Raw genomic sequence first — 17,356 nt, forward strand, 5'->3', positions numbered from 1 at the left:
CTCATAACCCAGAGGTCGCAGGTTCAAATCCTGTCCCCGCTACTGAAGAGAGCTGAAGGCCCGGATTCCAAGTGGATCCGGGCCTTCGCCGTGTGCTCCCCCACCGTCGTCGTGTGCCGCTCCCCACAGGGCTTGACCTTTACGTCGCGTCAACTTCTACCGTCGAAGTCATGGAGTGGTCGATCCAGGAGATCGCGAAAATGGCCGGGACCACCAGCCGCACCCTCAGGCACTACGGCGACCTGGGGCTGCTGACGCCCAGCCGGACCGGCAGCAACGGCTACCGCTACTACGACCAGGACGCCCTGGTCAGGCTTCAGCGGATTCTGCTCCTCCGGGAGCTGGGCCTCGGTCTGCCCGCGATCGCCAGGGTCCTCGACGGCCAGCAGGACACGGCCGCCGCCCTGCGCGCCCACCTCGGGCTGCTGGAGCGGGAGCGCGAGCGCATCGAGCGGCTGATCGCGTCGGTGCGGACCACTCTCCACAAGACCGGGACAGGAGAGGAACTCATGGCTGAGGAAGTGCTCGACGGCTTCGACCACACACGGTACGAGCAGGAGGTCACCGAGCGATGGGGCCGGGAGGCGTACGAGAAGGGCGACCGCTGGTGGCGCTCGCTGAGCGAACAGGAGCAGAAGGAGTTCCAGGACCGGCACGAGACCATCGCCCGCGACTGGGGACGGGCCAAGGAGGCGGGACTCGCGCCCGACAGCGACGAGGCGCAGGACATCGCACGGCGTCACTGCGCATGGCTCTCGGTGACGGTCGAGGTCACCAAGTCGTATGTCATCGGGGTCTCGGCCATGTATGTGGATGACGAACGTTTCACAGCCGCATATGACAAGTACCGTAAAGGGACAGCAGTGCTCGTACGAGACGCCATGAAGGTGTACGCCGAGCGCCACCTGACCGACTGACTGAACGACCGGCCGATTCACGGACCGGCCGGCCGAACGAACGACCGGCCGGATCCCCGACTGGCCGTCTGACCTGCTGGAAGGCGGGCCGGTCCGACCGGCTGCCTAGCCCACTCGGCCGACGGCGAGTCGCCCCCGGACGTGGCAGCGGACAGCCTGGGTGGGGCGCGGTACCGTCCGTAGCCCTAGGCAGGTGACCACTGGTGGGGAAGCTGAGGAAGCTCACGGAGCCGCTGAGCAGCGGTGGCCGGCGTGCCGACGACATCGCCGGTCCCGTGTCGGGCGACGGGATGCCGATTCCCAGCAGCCGGGTCCGTACCGGGCGGCGGCTGGTCCGTTTTCTCCCGGTGCTCGTGATCGTGGTCGGCGTGGTCTTCGACTTCGTGACCCCGACACGGGTCACGGCCGGCCCGCTCTACGCGGCCGCCCCGCTGGTCGCCGCCCCGTTCTACCCGATGATCGGCACGCTGCTGGTCGCCGTCGCCTCACTCCTCGCCGAACTGGCGGTGCATCTCTACGCCAACACGCTCATGTCGCTGGAGTCCCTCAGCGAAGTGCTGACCGTGCTGGTCGTCTCGCTCCTCGCGATGTACATCAGCGGGGTGCTGCGCCGCAGCGGTCAGCGGCTCGCCTCCGCCCGCATCATCGCCGAGACCGCCCAGCGGGCGGTGCTGCCGAGACCCGCGGAGCGGATCGGGGGACTCCGTATCGCCGCGCGGTACGAGGCGGCGCAGGAGGGCGCGTTCATCGGCGGCGACCTCTTCGCCGTACAGGACACGCCGTACGGGGTACGTCTGGTGGTCGGGGACGTACGGGGGAAGGGGCTCGAGGCGGTCGAAGCGGTGGCGGTGGTCATCGGGTCGTTCCGGGAGGCCGCCGAGCAGGAACCGTCGCTGGAGGGGGTCGCGCAGAGACTGGAGCGCGCTCTCAAACGTGACGGGTCCCGGCGGGGCGGTCTTGACGCCTTCGAAGGGTTCACCACGGCCGTACTCGCGGAGATCCCGCACGAGGGGGGAATGGTACGGCTCGTCAACCGGGGCCACCCCGATCCGCTGCTGATGTGTGAGGACGGAGCCGTATGCATGCTGGAGACCCGGGACCCGGCGCTGCCGCTCGGGATGAGCGATCTGGGTGCCTGGCCGGACCGGGCGGAGCAGGCCGCCTATCCGACGGGGGCGACGCTGCTCTTCTACACCGACGGGCTCACCGAGGCGCGCGACGCGCACGGAGTCTTCTACCTGCCGCGCGAGCGGCTCGAGGGGCGGATCTTCCAGGGGCCCGACGAACTGCTCCAAGCGCTGATCGACGACGTACGGCGGCACACGGGCGGCACAGGGAGCCAGGACGACATGGCACTGCTGGCGGTCAACCGGCCGACGGAGGGGCAGCCGGAGCGACGCAGGACCATACCGCTGGTTCCGTGACCGGGCCCGCGACGGGCGACCGGGACCGGGCCCGTGGGCGGCCGACCGTGACAGGGCCGGTGACGGATGTCCGTGACGGGCTCGTCGTGAGGGCCGGCCGTGGCCAAGGCCCGGACAGCCGACCGGAACCGTTTTTATGACGGCCGACGGCCCCGTGACGGCTGTCGCGACTGTACGTGATCGGCGCGTGCCACTCCGCATAACATTTGACAGTCCGTCAGATATGCGAAGTGCACTGAAAGGCAGTCAGCTCGCCCGATTGCGTATGCATGTGCCCTGGTGTGTCCGATGCGAAGTTGTTAATGATCACCCGGAACGGCTTGGAATAAGGGCCTGGTCTCTATTAACGTTCGATAACGCAGCGCGGTCGTCCCAGCCGTCGCAAGAGATGGCACCGTGCGCACGCGCCGAATCCCGCAAGGGAACCGGGGAACCACCAATTGGGGTGAATCGGGAGTTCTTTGCTGCTCCGCGCAGCTCAGAGCACCCGTAGGAGACCTTCCTGCTCCGAACCCGTCAGCTAACCCGGTAGGCGAGAAGGAAGGAAAGGAGTACGCCTCAGTGGCGTCCAATCAGCCTGCCCCCACCGCCCCCTTCGAAACCACCCCGTTCGGCGACCAGCCGGAGCGGGCCTGGGGCGAGTGGAACCCGACCGAGGAATCCATACGCCCGGTACGCGGCAGGCACCGCGTCGGCAAGCAGCGCAACGGCTTCGCCCGTAGCTCCACGGTCCTCGGCGTCGGCGTCATCGCCGCGGTCGGCGCGGGCGGCATGGCCACCGCACAGGACAAGCCCCCGGTCTCCATATCCCTGCCGGACGCCATCACGGACAACTTCCCCGATGCCGGCTCCCTGCCGGGCATGGGGTCGCTGGCCGGGGACGACGACACCGAGCCCGACCCGCTGGCCAGCGCGCCCCTCACCACCGCCGGGATGACGACGGCGGACGCCGAGCAGGGCGCCACCGACGCCGGCGAGGCCCTGCGGGCCCGGATCCTCCAGCAGGCCGAGCAGCAGCAGAACGAGGCTGACGCCGCCGAGAAGGCGGCCGCGGAGCGCGCGGCGGCCGAGCAGGCCGCGGCGCTGGCGAAGAAGCAGCAGACCGAGGCCGAGAAGAAGGCCGAAGAGGCGAGAAAGAAGGCCGAGGCGGAAGCCAAGGCCAAGGCGGAGGCGGAGCGCCTCGCGAAGCTGGCCGCCAGCTTCGCCCTCCCGACCTCCTCGTACACGATCACCTCCACCTTCGGCCAGTCCGGCTCCATGTGGTCCTCCGGCTACCACACCGGCCTGGACTTCGCCGCCCCGACGGGCACGCCGATCAAGGCCGTGCACAGCGGCACGATCACCTCGGCCGGCTGGTCGGGCTCGTACGGCTACCGCACGATCCTGGAGCTGGACGACGGTACGGAGCTGTGGTTCTGCCACCAGTCCTCGATGACCGTCAGCGCCGGACAGAAGGTCACCACCGGCGAGACAATCGGGCGGGTCGGCGCGACCGGCAATGTGACCGGGCCGCATCTGCACCTCGAAGTGCACACCCCGGACGGCACGGGCATCGACCCGATGAGCTGGCTGGCCGACAAGGGCCTGACCGCCTGACCCCCTGACTCCCCGAGACGCTACGCACCGGTCCTGACGCTCCTCACCCATGAGGGCGGTCAGTACTGGCGGTGGTCAGTATTGGCGGTACGGGTTGAAGCCGTCGTAATCGATGTACGGCGGCGGTACCCGCACCCGTCCGGTGGCCCGCGCGGCGAAGGTCAGAGCGGGCCCTGCCGTACCCCCACGGGCCCACAGCCGGTCCAGCAGCTCACGCTCGCGCCCCGCGAAGTCCGGTCCCGCCGTGCCGCGGCGGGCACGGTGGCGCAGGAGCGCCAGGGTCGTCGCGGACGCCTCGTACTCCACCACCGCTCTGGCCGCCCGCGGTCCGGACGTACGGTGTGCGAAATCGCGCGCCACGGTGCGCGCCCGCATCGAGGAGAGCGCCTGGGGCGCGGCCGGCGGCAGCCAGCCGGCCTCGGCGTACGCGGGCAGCTCGGCCGCGACCGTCCGCAGCGCGCGCTGTCTGCTCCATATCGCCAGCCAGGTCACCAGACCGAAGACCGGGACCATGAACAGCCCGTACACCGCGTAGAAGCCGTACGGGCCGAAGAGCGACGACGAGCCGTTCCACAGCGCGTGCATGCCCATCGCCAGCGCCAGCCCGAGCAGCGGCAGGACGAACCTGCGTATTCGGCGGCGGCGCGGGGCCATCGCCGCCAGCCCGAAGCCGATGCCCGTGAGCACGGTGAAGAGCGGGTGCGCGAACGGCGCCAGCACCACCCGTACGAAGAAGGTCGCGGCCGTGACGGAGGCCAGGCCCGCGCTGCCCATGCTCCGGTCCTCACCGAAGGCGCTGCCCAGATACAGGATGTTCTCGGTGAAGGCGAAGCCGGTGGCGGCGAAGCCCGCGAACACGATCCCGTCGACCAGCCCGGTGAACTCCCTCCTGCGGAACAGGAACAGCAGCAGGACCGCCGCGGCCTTGGTGCTCTCCTCCACGACCGGGGCTATCACCGTCGCCCCGAGGGACTGCGCGCCGGCCGGGTCCGCGGTGGCGGTCGCTATCCACTGGGTCGCGAAGGTGTTGGCGATGATGGCGACGAGCGCGGCCGCGAAGGCACCCCAGGCGAAGGAGAACAGCAGATTCCGCCAGGGGCCGGGATCGACCCCGTCCAGCCAGCGGAACGCAGCCATCAGCAGCGGTACGGGCAGTACGGCGAGCCCGAGTCCGACCAGAAAGCCTTCCGTGCCGGTCTGGTCCCGCACTAGTGCCAGGATCACCAGACCGCAGAGCGCGAGCAGCGTGATCACGGCCGCCGCGCGCACCGCCCGTCGGCGCCAGAACGCGCGGCGCGGCCGAAAGCGCCCGGGCGGCCCGGGGGCAGGCTCGGGGCCGGCGGCCCCCGGTCCTTCGGGCCGCTGCGGAGGCTCGTGGACGGGGAACGCCGGACCCGGTTCGAGACGCTGCTGCTGAGAGGGTTCCGACACCCGATGACAGTAGCGAGCGCCACTGACAACGGCGACGGTGCCTGTGCGGCTACCGGCGGTTACGGGTGGTGGGGGCGCGTGCGGGGCTCTGGTATGGCGGGACTGCCTGTGGCCCGGGGCGCGTGCGGGCGGTCCGGTACGGCGAGGCTCCCCGCGGCCCGGGGCCGGTCCGGGCCGTGCGTACGGAGTGCGTACGGCGGGAGTCCCGCGGCCTCGGCGACCGCCGTTACGCGGGCTGCGTGGGCTCCGCGGGCGGCAGCTGTCGTACCCGGCGGAACAGCAGGTCGTGGACGACATGGCCCTTGTCGAGGCCCTGGCCCTCGAACCGGGTCAGCGGCCGGAAGGCGGGCCGTGGCGCGTATCCGCCGTCCCGCTGGGTGTTCTCGAAGCCGGGGTGGGCCGTCAGTTCCGCGAGCATCTGCTCGGCGTACGGTTCCCAGTCGGTCGCGCAGTGCAGCACGGCCCCCGGCTTCAGCCGCCCCGCGGCCAGGGTGAGGAACTCCGGCTGGATCAGCCGCCGCTTGTGGTGCCGCTTCTTGGGCCAGGGGTCCGGGAAATAGACGCGCAGCCCGTCCAGGGACTCCGGCGGCAGCATCTCCCTGAGCAGGATGATCGCGTCGCCGTTGGCCACCCGGACATTGGTCAGTCCCTTCTCCTCCGCGAGCCGCAGGAGATTTCCCTGGCCGGGGGTGTGCACGTCGACCGCGAGGATTCCGGTGCCCGGGTCGTCGGCGGCCATCCGCGCGGTCGCCTCGCCCATCCCGAAGCCGATCTCCAGGACCACCGGCAGCCCGCCGAACAGCTCGTCCGGATCGAGCACCCGCCGCCCGTCGATGTCCAGGCCCCAGACGGCCCACAGCCGGCGCAGCGCGTCGGCCTGGCCCGGGGTCACCCGGCTGCGGCGCGGCTGGAAGCTGCGGATACGGCGCTCGAAGTGGGAGCCCGCAGGGTCGGCGGCGGGTCCGGTGCCGCCCGGGAACATCCGGCTCATCATGCGCTCCCCGGCCCGGACCGCCGCGCCGGCGCCGCTGGTCCCGCCGGCGCCGTTGGCCGCACCGGCGCCGGCGGTCCCTCCGGCCATACCTCGCTCAACAGACTCGGTCGCCTCGGCCATCTCAGTCATCCCGGTCTTCTCGCGCTCGGCCACAACGCACCGATTCTACGGAGGGTCCACGGGACGCCCGCCGCGCCCGTCGCCCGTTCCCGCCCGCCTCCCAGTGTCCCTCGCCGAAGCACGGCCCGGGGCCGCGCCCGGGCTGTCACGTCCGACCGTCCGCCGTTCCCTGGCCGGGAAGCAGACAGCTCATAGGCGGGTGACGGGTTGGCCGGTCAGGGCTCGGGCGATCTGCCAAAGCTGGCCGCCCCCCGACGCCTTCACGAGAACAACGTCACCGGGGCGAAAGATGGCTTGGAGGTAGGCCGCAGCCGTCGCGTTGTCACCCACGAGCGCGATATCCGGGACGCCCGCCGCACCAGCCGTGAGGGCGAGCTGCTTCGCGAGATCGCCTCCGACCCCAATGACGAGATCTGGAGTCGAACAGCCAGAAGTCGTTGCCGGGGAGTGCGACCACCGTCGCTCGGCGGCGTGAGAGCCAGCGCACGTCTTCCCCGGCGGCGATGTTCTGCTGCTGTCCGGTCGGACCACCAGCGAACCGAGGGGGCTGGCCGCACGTTGCGGCGTACTGGTGTAACTGCTGTGCCGGTACGGTATTTGGGCAAGCCTCCCTGTTGTGGCGGAGGGACGAGTCGAGCGCGGCCGGCGGGGGAGCCGGGATGCTGCTGTCGGCCGCGCCGCCGAGTCCGGCAGGGGCGGGAGTTCTGTGTCTACTGAGGCGCTCGCTTCAGCGTTTGTCGAAGAGTCCGGCTCGGGCCTTGGTGCGTTTCAGGTAGGCGGCGTGTTCCGCTGCCAGGTCTACGATCGTGAACTCCTGGAATTCCATGATCAGTTGGCCTGCCAGGACCCAGGGGAGCCGCCAGCTTTCGTAGGCGACGCCGCCTGCGTCGTACATGACTGGGCGCAGTCCGTTCGGTTGGTAGAGGACGCCGTGGACGCCTGCCACGACGAACGTCCGTACGCGCAACGCGACGTGGTGTTTGCGTAAGTGCGGACAGGCCCCGACCGAGGTGACGGCGCAGGGTACGCAGAGTGGTGGGTGGGTGGTGACGTAGCCGGGTTTGTGCAGGTCCGGGTAGTCGGCGTCTTCGCCGACGACCCACAGGGTCCCGTCATCGGTACGGTCGGAGGGGCCGCCGCAGGTCTGGCACAGCAGTTTGCGCATGGCGCGGCGCTGGCGCAGGAAGTGGACGTTGCCGAATTCGGGGCGGCCTTTGCCGGGGCTGATGCCGATGCGTTTCCAGAGGATGCCGAGGTCGTCGCGTTCGTAGGGTCCTTCGTCGGCGTACGCGATGCCGCCGTTGCGGACGATCAGTGTGCCCTGGGGGCGGTGTTCGGAGGACCAGCAGGCGATGTACGGGACGGTCGGCGGCTTGGCTGTTGGCTTGTTCGTCGGCGTGGTCATGTGCAGTCCCTTTCGCTCGGGCGTACGACCGGCACGGTCAGGGACGCCCATACGACCTTGCCCGGACCGCTCCGGTCGGTTACGCCCCATTCGTCCGCCAGTGCGTCCACCAGCAGGAGCCCGCGTCCGTCTGACGCCTCCGAGTCCGGTGTACGGGGCTGGGGCCGGTCCGGCGTGCCGTCGTGGACTTCGATGCGGAGTGCTCCGGAGCTGCGGAAGTAGCGGGTCTCGATGACCTGTTCGGGGGTCACTTTGGCGTGCAGCCAGGCGTTGGTGAGGAGTTCGGAGAGGATCAGGACGGCTGAGTCCTCCAGTTCCGACAGCCCCCAGTCGACGAGGGCTTTGCGCAGTTCGAGCCGTGCGAGCGCGACGCATCGCGGGTCCCGGCTCCACCGCAGCACAACGCGGCGGTCGGTTGGGTTCGTTGGGTTCGACGTAGGTTTCCCGTACATGTCACGCGGCCTCCATCTGCCCTTTTCCACTCTCGGCCAACTCCGGTGAGCCGCTGCGGGACTTGGATGGAGTGCGCTTGGGTGGCATGGCCCACTCCTCTCCGTAGCGAAACGACTACCGGGGGCACTCAGAGTGGCGTAGAGTCGAGACGCCTTCAAGTAATCGGAAGCGAAGGAAGGCTTGGGCACCCCATGGTCAATCGCAAGGAGTTGAACCCCGAGAGCAGTCCGCGAGCGGCGTTTGGGGCCCGTGTGCGTAAATTGCGGGAGGAACGTGGCTGGAATCAGCATGACTTAGCCGGGCACGTGTCATGTTCCAGCCAGCATATTTCGGCCCTGGAAACTGCTCGCAAACCGCCGACCCTGCCGCTCTCGCGCAAGCTCGATCTCGCCTTTGGGATTGTCGGCACTGCCGCCTCGTTCGAGCGCGAGTGGGGTGAGATGCGGCATGGATCGCTGCTGGAAGGGTTTCCTGAGTACGTCGGACTTGAGGCCAGAGCGGTAGAGATCAGGGTGTTCGAGGTCGGGACCATTCCAGGGCTTCTTCAAACCCCGGAGTACGCACAGGTGCTGGAGGACAGCGCCGTACATCGGGGTGCCATCACGCGCGAACAGGCAGATGAACGAACTTCGGTCTTGGCCCAGCGGCAGGCCGCGCTGGTACGGGCCCGTCCTCCCATGGTGCTCGTGGTCATGGATGAGAGCTGCATCCACAGACAGGTAGGCGGACACGGGGTTATGGGCGCTCAGCTTGATCGGTTGGTCGAGTTCGCCGGGCTCCCCAACACCGCGCTGCATATCACCCCGTACGAGATCGGGGAGCACAGGACGTTCAACCGACTGGTCAACCTGCTCACCCTGTCCGATTACTCCGTCGTCTCCTATGTGGAGTCTGAGACTCAGGGATACCTGGACCGCGAACTCGTATCCGTTCGAGGCATGTTGACGGCTTACCATCAACTACAGGCCGTGTCGCTATCGCAAGCGGCATCGGTGGGCATGATCAATAAGGTACGAAAGGGCATCCCGTGACAACCACGACCACGACCGAACTCCGTTGGGTCAAATCCTCCTACAGCGGCAACGGCGGCAGTTGCGTCGAGTGGGCCCCCGCGTACGCGTCCGCTACCGGCGTGGTTCCCGTCCGTGACTCCAAGGACCCGAGTGGTCCGGTTCTGAACCTTCCTGCCGGTGCGTTCGCTTCGTTCGTGGCGGGCGTCAAGGCGGGCGAGTTCGGCCGTACCTTCGACGCGTGATCTGCGCGCATCCGCTGAGCCCCGCCTTTCCTCAAGCGTTACCCCTTTGGAGCGGCGGGGCTCTTCGCTACCCTCGCAAGAATCGGCGGTTCAGCCGAAGTGCTCTCCCAGGTGGCATCCATGGTCCTGATCGACCAGGTACGAAAGGGCACACCGTGACGACCGAGTCCCCTCGTTGGTTCAAGTCCTCCTACAGCTCCAACGGCGGCGCCTGCATCGAGGTGGCCGCCAACCTCGCCACTTCGCGTGGCGTGGTTCCCGTCCGTGACTCCAAGAACCCGAGCGGCCCGGTTCTGAACATCCCCGCCGCCTCGTTCGCCTCGTTCGTAACGGGCGTCAGGGCAGGCGAGTTCGGCCGTACGCCCACCGCATGACCCGCACGCCTCGGCGCTGAGTCCCGCCCTTCGTTCCGTTTGGATCGGCGGGGCTCTTCGCTAGCGCTATACGCACGCGACCGCGGTGACGCGCAGGGTGTAGCCCTGGCCGTGTCGTACGGTCGCCCCCTGGTCGAGCGCGGCTGAGCTATCGCAGACTCTCTCCGTGCGCGGGTTGCGGGGCGCTGCGCAGCCGTTCCTCAAGGGACTCCAGCAGACCGTGCAGGTCAGGGGCGACGGCAAGGTCGTCCAGGGTGGGGGCGGGCAGGAAGCCGGAGTCGACCAGGCCGCGCAGGGCATCGAGCAGCGGCGTCCAGAAGCCTCCCGCGTCGAGGAAGCCCACAGGCTTGGTGTGGAAGCCGAGCTGGCGCCACGACCACACCTCGAAGATCTCCTCCAGCGTGCCGAGACCACCGGGCAGGGCGATGAAAGCGTCGGAATACTCGGCCATGATCGCCTTGCGCTCATGCATAGAGTCGCACCTGACCAGCTCTGTCACCCCCTCGTGAGCCCACTCCCGCTCGACCATGCTGCGCGGCATGACGCCGACGACCTCGCCGCCGGCCTCCAGCGCGCTGTCCGCCACCACCCCCATCAGCCCCCGGCGGCCACCGCCGTAGACCAGACCGATTCCGCGCCGAGCCAGTTCAGCGCCGACGTCGGCTGCCAGCGCGGTGTGCGCGGGGTCGTATCCGTTGGACGAGGCGAGGAAGACGGCGAGGCGGCGCATGACGGTCTCCGGAACAGGGGGAGCGGACCATTCGGGTCTACCACGGGTGCCACAGCTCTGACCAAAGTGTTTTCAGCGAGGGACGACCCAAGCGGGACGGCTGCCCCAATTGCCCGCAAGGGGGAGGAGGGTGAGCTGTGCCGGTTTCCCCGAATGTAAGCGAACCCAGCCCACTACCCGGATAAACCCCCAGCTCCGGAACAGGTCGCGGGCGGTGAGAACCGTTGTGGGCAGTCCCCGCGCATGCGGGGTACATCCCCGCCCACGCCCGACCTCCTCGCCTGATCCGCGCGCCTCAGGCCTCCCCCAGCATCGCCAGCGCCCGCCGTGCCACCTCCCGGCCGATCGGCAGCGAGGCCGTCGCCGCCGGTGACGGCGCGTTGAGGACATGGACCGTACGGGGCCGCTCCTGTATCAGGAAGTCGTCGGCCAGCGTCCCGTCCCGCAGCACCGCCTGGGCCCGTACCCCGGCCGCCGCCGGGCGCAGATCCGCCGCCGTGACCGCGGGGAGCAGCCTCCGTACGGCCGTCGCGAAGGCCCGCTTGGACAGCGAGCGGTGCAGCTCGCCCGCCCCGTACCGCCAGTGCTTGCGTGCCGTACGCCAGGAGCCCGGCCAGCCCAGGGTGCCGGCCACCTCCGCGGGGCGCACTGCCTTCCAGGTGTAGCCCTCGCGGGCCAGCGCCGGGACCGCGTTCGGGCCGACGTGGACGGTTCCGTCGATGCCCCGGGTCAGATGCACCCCCAGGAACGGGAACGCCGGTTCCGGCACCGGATAGACCAGCCCCCGTACCAGCCCCGGCCTGGCCAGCTCGTAGTACTCGCCACGGAACGGCACGATCCGCATCCCCGGTTCGTCGCCCGCCAGCCGTGCCACCTGGTCGCACTGGAGCCCCGCGCAGTTCACCAGGACCCGCGACCTGACGATGTCCCCGGCCGCCGTGCGGACCGCGACCCCCCAGGGGCGCCGGTCGACCGCCGTGACCTCCGCTCCGTACCGCACCGAAGCGCCGGTCGCGCCCGCGGACTCGGCGAGCTGCTCCGCGACCGCGAGGAAGTCGCAGACCCCGGTCGTGCCGACCTGGATCGCCGCGAGGCCCCGCACCTGCGGCTCGTACTCCGTGATCTGCGCGGGGCCCAGCTCCCGTACCGGAATGCCGTTCTCCCTGCCGCGCTGGACCAGGGCGTGCAGCCGGGGCAGCTCGTCCCGCCCGGTCGCCACGATCAGCTTCCCGGTGACCTCGTGCGCGATGCCGTACTCGGCGCAGAACTTGACCAGCTCGGCGGAGCCGCGCACGGCGTAGCGCGCCTTGAGCGATCCCGGGCGGTAGTAGACCCCGCTGTGGATCACTCCGCTGTTGTGGCCGGTCTGGTGCAACCCGGGGCCCGGCTCCTTCTCCAGCACCACCACGCGGGTGCCCGGCGCGGCGCGCGTGATCGCGTACGCCGTCGACAGGCCGACGATCCCGCCGCCGATCACCAGCACATCGCAGTCGAATCCCACGCGTCCGCTCATAGCGCGCGCCACCTCCCACCCCGATAGTGCACTGGCCCGCGGGCGACCTGCTTAAACCACGGATCGGTGAAGATCCACAGCACCTGCGGCAGGACCGCCGACCGCACCTGCGACCGCACCGTCGGCAGGCCCTGCCACAGGGCCGGGACAGCACCGGCTCTACGCGGGCGCCACCAGCAGAGGGCGCGCGCGCTCCCGCAGCTCGGCGACCCTGGGCTCGTCCCCGTACGGCTCCAGCCGGTGCAGCAGATCCCGTACGTACTCGGTGGTACGCGCCGAGGAGATACGGCCCGCCACCTCCACCGCCCGTACGCCGGCCGCGCATGCCGCGTCCAGGTTGCCCGACTCCAGTTCGGCGACCGCGCTGACGACCAGGCGCAGGCCGTGCGAGCGTACGAACTCCTCCGTCGGCCGGGAGAGCGCCTGCTCCGTGAAGCGCCGTACCTGGCGTGGTGCCTTCAGGTCCCGGTAGCACTCGGCCGCGTCGGCGGCGAACCTGTCGTACGAGTAGAAGCCCAGCCAGGACGGATCGGCGTCGCCCTCGCGCGAGCGCTCCAGCCAGCCCTCCGCGGCCTTGAGCGCGGCTCCCGCCGCCACCGCGTCGCCGGCCTTCGCGTGCGCGCGCGCCTCCACCAGCCGGAAGAAGCTCATCGTACGGGCGGTGGCCAGGCCGCGATTGCGCTCCAGTGCCGCCTGCGCCAGATCCACGCCCTCGTCCGCGAACCCGCGATAGGTCGCCTGGAGGGACATGGAGGCCAGCACATATCCGCCCAGGGGCACATCGGCGGCGGCACGCGCCAGCCGGAGCGCCTGGATGTAGTAGCGCTGCGCGGCTTCCTGCTGCCCGGTGTCAAAGGCCATCCAGCCGGCCAGCCGGGTCAGTTCGGCGGTGGCCCCGAAGAGCCCGCGCCCCACTTCGTCGCTGTACGCGCCGAGGAGCAGGGGTGCCGCGTCGACGCGCAGGCACTCCGGCACCATCGACGAACGCCAGTCCCCGCCACCGTACTTGGAGTCCCAGCGCCGGGCGTCGGACGCCGCCTCCCGCAGCTTGGCCACATCGCTGTGGCCCACCCGCAGCGGCGAGACCTCGGCTGACTGGTCGGCCGCCGGGCTGCTCGTACCGTTCGTTCCGTGCGCTCCCTGCGCCGCCTCCGCGACCGCCGGATCCCGGGCGACCGAGGGGTCGGCGGGTGTTATCAGCCACCTGGAGGCCGGTGTCGCGTACGCGCTGACGGCGAACGATCCGGCCAGGGACTGCCAGATGCCCCCGCTGCCGGCGCGCCGGCCCGCCAGGTCCAGCCGGTACAGCTCCGTCGCCGCGCGCACCGCCTCGCCCACGTCGCGCGGGAAGGCGAGCCCGACCTCGGGGGCCGGATCCGCGTCGGCGAGGCCGATCTCATGAAGGGGGACAGGGCGTCCCAGTTTGGCTCCGATGGCGGCCGCGATGAGATGGGGTGCCGCACCCTGCGGGACCATCCCCTTGGACACCCATCGCGCCACGGAGGTCTTGTCATAGCGAAGTGTCAGGCCGCGCTGCGCCCCGAGGTCGTTGACCCGACGGGCGAGACCGGCGTTGCTGATTCCCGCGAGGGCGAGAACGGTGCCGAGCTTTTCGTTCGGCCCGCGTAGCTCCCTGGACATGCGTCACCCCTCGACACACAGACGGCCGCCGCGTCGCGGCATAGGCGCGCGGCATTCGTAAACCCAGCGTAGTTCGCCACATCCCGACCGTTAAGGGGCGGACTTCCGTATGGCGGGATTGTTGTCCGTGGCATGCCTTGAGCGTAAGTCCCCCGGCGGTGGCCCGTGCTCCGGGTGTGTGGCCGTGCGCCCGGCCGTGCGCTCTTGGCCCCGGAACGGCGGGACCGCTTCCATGAGACCTGCGTGGGTCGGCCCACTGCGTACTGGAACCAGTGGGCTGGGGGATCCCGCCGCCCCAATCCCCGCGGGCGGTGGATCAGTCCGGGAGGCGGGAAACGCCTCCCGGACTGAGCGTATGCCGGTGCTGAAGTGCCGTACCGGGCCCGGAGTTTGGCTGAATCACGTCTGTCGGCGTACCACTGGCGAACACCCGGTGAAGCACCGGTTCTGCGCCAAACGGCCCATGCCAGGGGCGCGTTCGCTTTCCCACGCGTGCTTCCGTAGGCCCTCCTGTGCGCTGTTGTCGTGGCAGCATGTTCCCGAACGGGTTTGGTTGACGGGTTCGGTTCCGGGCCGCTCGGAGCGGGTTCCCGATCCTGCTCCGGGGGCTCTTGGGCCCGTTCGACTTGTCCACGGGCTGTGGAGGCGGCGATGCGCTGGTTGGTGGGATGGAGCAGTATCGCCGCGCGCTTCGGCACGGGAGGACCGGTACGGAGAACGAGCCCGGTTCCGTCGAACGGATCCGCGGGGTCCGGTGGGTCCTTCGGGTCCTCCGTGGCGGCTGATTCTGTCGGTACGGGCGGGGCCGCCGGGTCCGCGGGGGCGGTGGGCGAGGACTACGAGGGCCGCAGCGTCCACCCCGTCGGCTCCCAACTGCTGTGGGGCGACCCGGATCCGCTGTGGGCCGTGGGCGACTGGCGGCCCGACGAGGTCCGCGTCGTCACCGTCGATCCCTTCACCAGGCTTGCCGTGCTGGGCTGTTGCGGGGCCGGCGACGAGGAACTGCGGGTCGGGCTGTTCGCGGCCCGCGGCGGCGCGCTGCGCCATCTCACCGCCTGGCCCGGCAGTTACACGGCGGTCGCCCAGATCGGGCGCCGGATCACCGTCGTCGGCGACCTGGCCGGGGCCCGGCCGGTCTTCTACACACCCTGGGCGGGCGGCACCGCGTACGCCACCGCCGCCCTGCCGCTCGCCGACCTCATAGAGGCGCAGCTCGACATCGGGCACCTCGCCGCGCTCCTCGCCTGCCCCGAGACGCCGGAGGCGCTGCGCGACTCCACCCCGTACGTGGGCGTCAAGCGCATCCCGCCCGGGCACGCGCTGGTGCTGCGTGAGGGGTCGCGCGAGATCACCGGCTACGAACCGGTCGCCTCCCTCGCCGTCGCGGGACCCCAGCGGGACGCCGAGCGCGCGGTGGAGGGCGTACGGGACGCCCTCGTCGACGCCGTACGGGCACGGCTCATGGCCCCGCGCCACGCGCCCGAGTCCCTGCCGCCCGACCCGGGGCCCGTCCCCGGCATGGGGCCCGCGGACCGGCGCGCCGCGCGCGGGTCCGGCCCCGTCCCCGGCATCGGCGCCGATCTCTCCGGCGGCAGCGCGTCCGGCACCCTCGCGCTGCTCGCCGCCGGGCTGCCGGGCGCGCCGGGCACGGTCCTCGGGCACGGCACCGGGGCCGGGGAGCGGCTGCTCGCCGTCACCTTCAACGATCTGGCGACCGGCAGCCGCGACGAGGCCGAGCTGGAGCGGGCGCGGACCATCGCCGCCAACCCCCGGCTGCACCATGTGGTCGTCGCGGCGGGCGAGGAGGCCCTGCCGTACGCCGAGCTGGAGGGACCGCTCACGGACGAGCCCGGTCCTTCGCTGGTCACCGCCGAGCGGCACCGGCGGCGGCTGGCCGCGGGCAGCGCCGACCACTTCGTCGGGGCCGGTGCCCGCGAGGTGCTGGACGCGCATCCGGCACGGCTCGCGGATCTGCTGCTGGACCGGCGCCGGCGCCATCTGCTGCATCCGGTGACCGCGCTCGCCAGGGCCGAGGGTCCTTCGCCGGCCTCGCTGTTCGTGCCGCTGACCGTGTACCGGGCGGCGCGCCGGCTGGCCCGTACGCCGTACCGCACCGGTCTCGAAGAGGCCGCGGCCCGGCTTCCCGAGGCCAACAGGGCGCTGCTGTCCGCCGCCGCGAACGGGCCGCTGGGCGCCTCGCTGGCCGCCCTGACCTGGTCCCGGCCCGGGCCGGCCGCGCGCTGGCTGACCGGGGAGGCGCTCGCGGAGGTATCGGTTCGTCTGACGGCCGCGGCGACCAGGGCGACGTCCGTCCAGCGGCCCGGCGAAGCGCGGGCCCGCGCGGCGCTGGCCCGGCACGCGGCGGACCACCGGGTCCTGGAGCAGGCCGCGGAGATCCGCAGCCAGCGGCTGCACGCGCCGTACCTCGACAACCAGGTGGTACGGGCCTGCCGCGAGCTGCCCGAGGCGCTGCGCGTCCAGCCGGGCGCCCGCGCGGAGGTCCTCCGTACCGTCCTGGCCGGGGCCGGTATCCACGACCTGCCGGAGGGCTGGGGGGCGACCTCCCGGGCGAGTTCGGCGGCGGCCACCCGGGCGGGGCTGCGGACCGCCGTGGGCGAGCTGATCAGCCTTTTCGACGCGCCGCTGCTGGCGGACGCGGGCCTGATCGAGGCCCGGGTCGTACGCAAGGCGCTCCGCGCGGCGGCGGAGGGCGAGCCCGTACCACTGGACGGCCTCGCCGACCTGGTCTCCACGGAACTGTGGCTACGGCGCCTGCTGTCGCGCCGGGGCACCTGCTGGACGGGCACGGCGGCCCCGCGCCAGCGGGCGGTGGCAGGGGGAGTAATCGCGAGACCGACGCTGCGTCCGTAGCGGCGGGCGGTCGGAACGCGGCACGCCTGGCACTTCCCGGGCCGTCAGGCACTCCCCGGCACTTCCCGGCCCTGTTCTCGTACAGCCACGGCCAGGTGGCGTGTAGTGCTGAGTAACTACACGGGGCTGCGGTCGCGCTGCTGGAGGGCGGCGAAGCCGGCGTGCGCTGTTTCGACGGCCTCCGGGTACGCCTGGGTCTTCTCGTGCTCGGCCAGCGCCCGGTAGATGCTGGAGAGGCTGGGGCTGTGTCCTTTGCGGCGGCCGGTGGCGATGAGCAGGTCGGGCTGGATGTCCTCGACGGTCTCGCCGTTGGCGCGGCGTCGGAGCACGGTGTGGAGCATGTCGTCGGTGATGACCGGGGGCCGGCCGCCGTGAGAAGTGATCCGACTGTCAGGCGAAGGCGATCGGCAGGGTCCCGGAATGCGGTGAGTGCGGTCGGTGCCGCCGTCTTGGCGCTACCGGGTGAGAAGGGCGCTTACGGTCTTGCCGCCGGGCGGTCGGCGGGTCACCGTGGTGGCGCGGGCGAGGCGGTTGACCATGGCCCAGCCGAAGCCTCCGGTACCGCCGTTCAGGTCGGGGGCGCGCATGCGCGGCGCCTGCGAGCTGGGGTCGTCGACAGCCACCTCGACGAG

General features: G+C 70.9%; 15 protein-coding genes, 2 pseudogenes and 1 riboswitch. Of the genes and pseudogenes, 7 read left to right on the plus strand and 10 right to left on the minus strand.

Features of this window, described 5'->3' with window-relative positions; all coding sequences use genetic code 11:
* The first annotated feature begins 170 nt into the window (after positions 1–170).
* The 3 genes from WH07_RS09830 to WH07_RS09840 all read left to right on the plus strand — a co-directional run bounded on the left by WH07_RS09830 (position 171) and on the right by WH07_RS09840 (position 3,937).
* Entirely contained in the window at positions 171–917 is a 747-nt protein-coding gene (locus WH07_RS09830; RefSeq protein ID WP_046498106.1) for a MerR family transcriptional regulator, read from the plus strand.
* Between the two features lie 290 nt (positions 918–1,207).
* Positions 1,208–2,341, plus strand: coding sequence for a PP2C family protein-serine/threonine phosphatase (locus WH07_RS09835; protein ID WP_046498143.1), 1,134 nt, complete (start codon positions 1,208–1,210; stop codon positions 2,339–2,341).
* Positions 2,342–2,736: 395 nt separating this feature from the next.
* A riboswitch (cyclic di-AMP (ydaO/yuaA leader) is annotated at positions 2,737–2,891 on the plus strand.
* A gap of 11 nt (positions 2,892–2,902) precedes the next feature.
* The gene (locus WH07_RS09840; RefSeq protein WP_046498109.1) at positions 2,903–3,937 is read left to right on the plus strand and encodes a M23 family metallopeptidase; all 1,035 of its coding nucleotides are present in this window, start codon (positions 2,903–2,905) and stop codon (positions 3,935–3,937) included.
* Positions 3,938–4,012: 75 nt separating this feature from the next.
* Here WH07_RS09840 and WH07_RS09845 read toward each other — a convergent pair whose 3' ends face one another.
* The 5 genes and pseudogenes from WH07_RS09845 to WH07_RS09860 all read right to left on the minus strand — a co-directional run bounded on the left by WH07_RS09845 (position 4,013) and on the right by WH07_RS09860 (position 8,288).
* Complete coding sequence (locus tag WH07_RS09845) at positions 4,013–5,368, minus strand: PrsW family intramembrane metalloprotease (RefSeq protein WP_046498110.1); 1,356 nt, start codon at positions 5,366–5,368, stop codon at positions 4,013–4,015.
* A gap of 226 nt (positions 5,369–5,594) precedes the next feature.
* Positions 5,595–6,362: a tRNA (guanosine(46)-N7)-methyltransferase TrmB gene (trmB, locus tag WH07_RS09850; protein ID WP_046498146.1), complete on the minus strand. Its 768-nt coding sequence runs from the start codon at positions 6,360–6,362 to the stop codon at positions 5,595–5,597.
* A 535-nt stretch (positions 6,363–6,897) separates the two neighbouring features.
* Positions 6,898–6,990: pseudogene (locus WH07_RS41940) on the minus strand (DUF6879 family protein); the annotation flags it as partial.
* Positions 6,991–7,209: 219 nt separating this feature from the next.
* Positions 7,210–7,887 (minus strand): hypothetical protein, encoded by a 678-nt coding sequence (locus WH07_RS09855; RefSeq protein ID WP_063775747.1) that lies wholly within the window; start codon positions 7,885–7,887, stop codon positions 7,210–7,212.
* The gene (locus tag WH07_RS09860; protein ID WP_232788798.1) at positions 7,884–8,288 is read right to left on the minus strand and encodes an ATP-binding protein; all 405 of its coding nucleotides are present in this window, start codon (positions 8,286–8,288) and stop codon (positions 7,884–7,886) included. Before WH07_RS09860 ends, WH07_RS09855 begins: the two co-directional genes overlap by 4 nt.
* A 243-nt stretch (positions 8,289–8,531) precedes the next feature.
* Between WH07_RS09860 and WH07_RS09865 the strand changes: the two genes are divergently transcribed.
* The 3 genes from WH07_RS09865 (at position 8,532) to WH07_RS09875 (ending at position 9,969) form a co-directional block, all read left to right on the plus strand.
* On the plus strand, positions 8,532–9,371 hold the full coding sequence (locus WH07_RS09865) for a helix-turn-helix domain-containing protein (protein ID WP_046498115.1): 840 nt from the start codon (positions 8,532–8,534) through the stop codon (positions 9,369–9,371).
* Positions 9,368–9,595 (plus strand): DUF397 domain-containing protein, encoded by a 228-nt coding sequence (locus WH07_RS09870; RefSeq protein ID WP_046498119.1) that lies wholly within the window; start codon positions 9,368–9,370, stop codon positions 9,593–9,595. Before WH07_RS09865 ends, WH07_RS09870 begins: the two co-directional genes overlap by 4 nt.
* Before the next feature lie 155 nt (positions 9,596–9,750).
* On the plus strand, positions 9,751–9,969 hold the full coding sequence (locus tag WH07_RS09875) for a DUF397 domain-containing protein (RefSeq protein WP_046498122.1): 219 nt from the start codon (positions 9,751–9,753) through the stop codon (positions 9,967–9,969).
* A gap of 148 nt (positions 9,970–10,117) precedes the next feature.
* On the opposite strand, the gene WH07_RS09880 is transcribed toward WH07_RS09875, so the two are convergent.
* From WH07_RS09880 to WH07_RS09890, 3 genes are all read right to left on the minus strand, one after another.
* Positions 10,118–10,699 carry an LOG family protein gene (locus WH07_RS09880; protein WP_046498125.1) on the minus strand — a complete coding sequence of 194 codons (582 nt, stop codon included), beginning with the start codon at positions 10,697–10,699 and terminating at the stop codon, positions 10,118–10,120.
* A 295-nt stretch (positions 10,700–10,994) separates the two neighbouring features.
* Entirely contained in the window at positions 10,995–12,212 is a 1,218-nt protein-coding gene (gene lhgO, locus WH07_RS09885; RefSeq protein ID WP_046498129.1) for an L-2-hydroxyglutarate oxidase, read from the minus strand.
* A 159-nt stretch (positions 12,213–12,371) separates the two neighbouring features.
* Positions 12,372–13,853, minus strand: coding sequence for a hypothetical protein (locus tag WH07_RS09890; protein ID WP_046498131.1), 1,482 nt, complete (start codon positions 13,851–13,853; stop codon positions 12,372–12,374).
* A gap of 651 nt (positions 13,854–14,504) precedes the next feature.
* Here WH07_RS09890 and WH07_RS09895 point away from each other — a divergent pair.
* A complete protein-coding gene (locus tag WH07_RS09895; protein WP_107073636.1) occupies positions 14,505–16,724 on the plus strand; it encodes an asparagine synthase-related protein in 2,220 nt (739 codons plus the stop codon).
* 116 nt (positions 16,725–16,840) lie between these two features.
* On the opposite strand, the gene WH07_RS09900 is transcribed toward WH07_RS09895, so the two are convergent.
* Complete coding sequence (locus WH07_RS09900) at positions 16,841–17,053, minus strand: hypothetical protein (protein WP_232788799.1); 213 nt, start codon at positions 17,051–17,053, stop codon at positions 16,841–16,843.
* Positions 17,054–17,179: 126 nt separating this feature from the next.
* Positions 17,180–17,356, minus strand: a pseudogene (locus WH07_RS09905) (ATP-binding protein); the annotation flags it as partial.

This window comes from Streptomyces odonnellii, assembly GCF_000981895.1.
Lineage (GTDB): Bacteria > Actinomycetota > Actinomycetes > Streptomycetales > Streptomycetaceae > Streptomyces > Streptomyces odonnellii.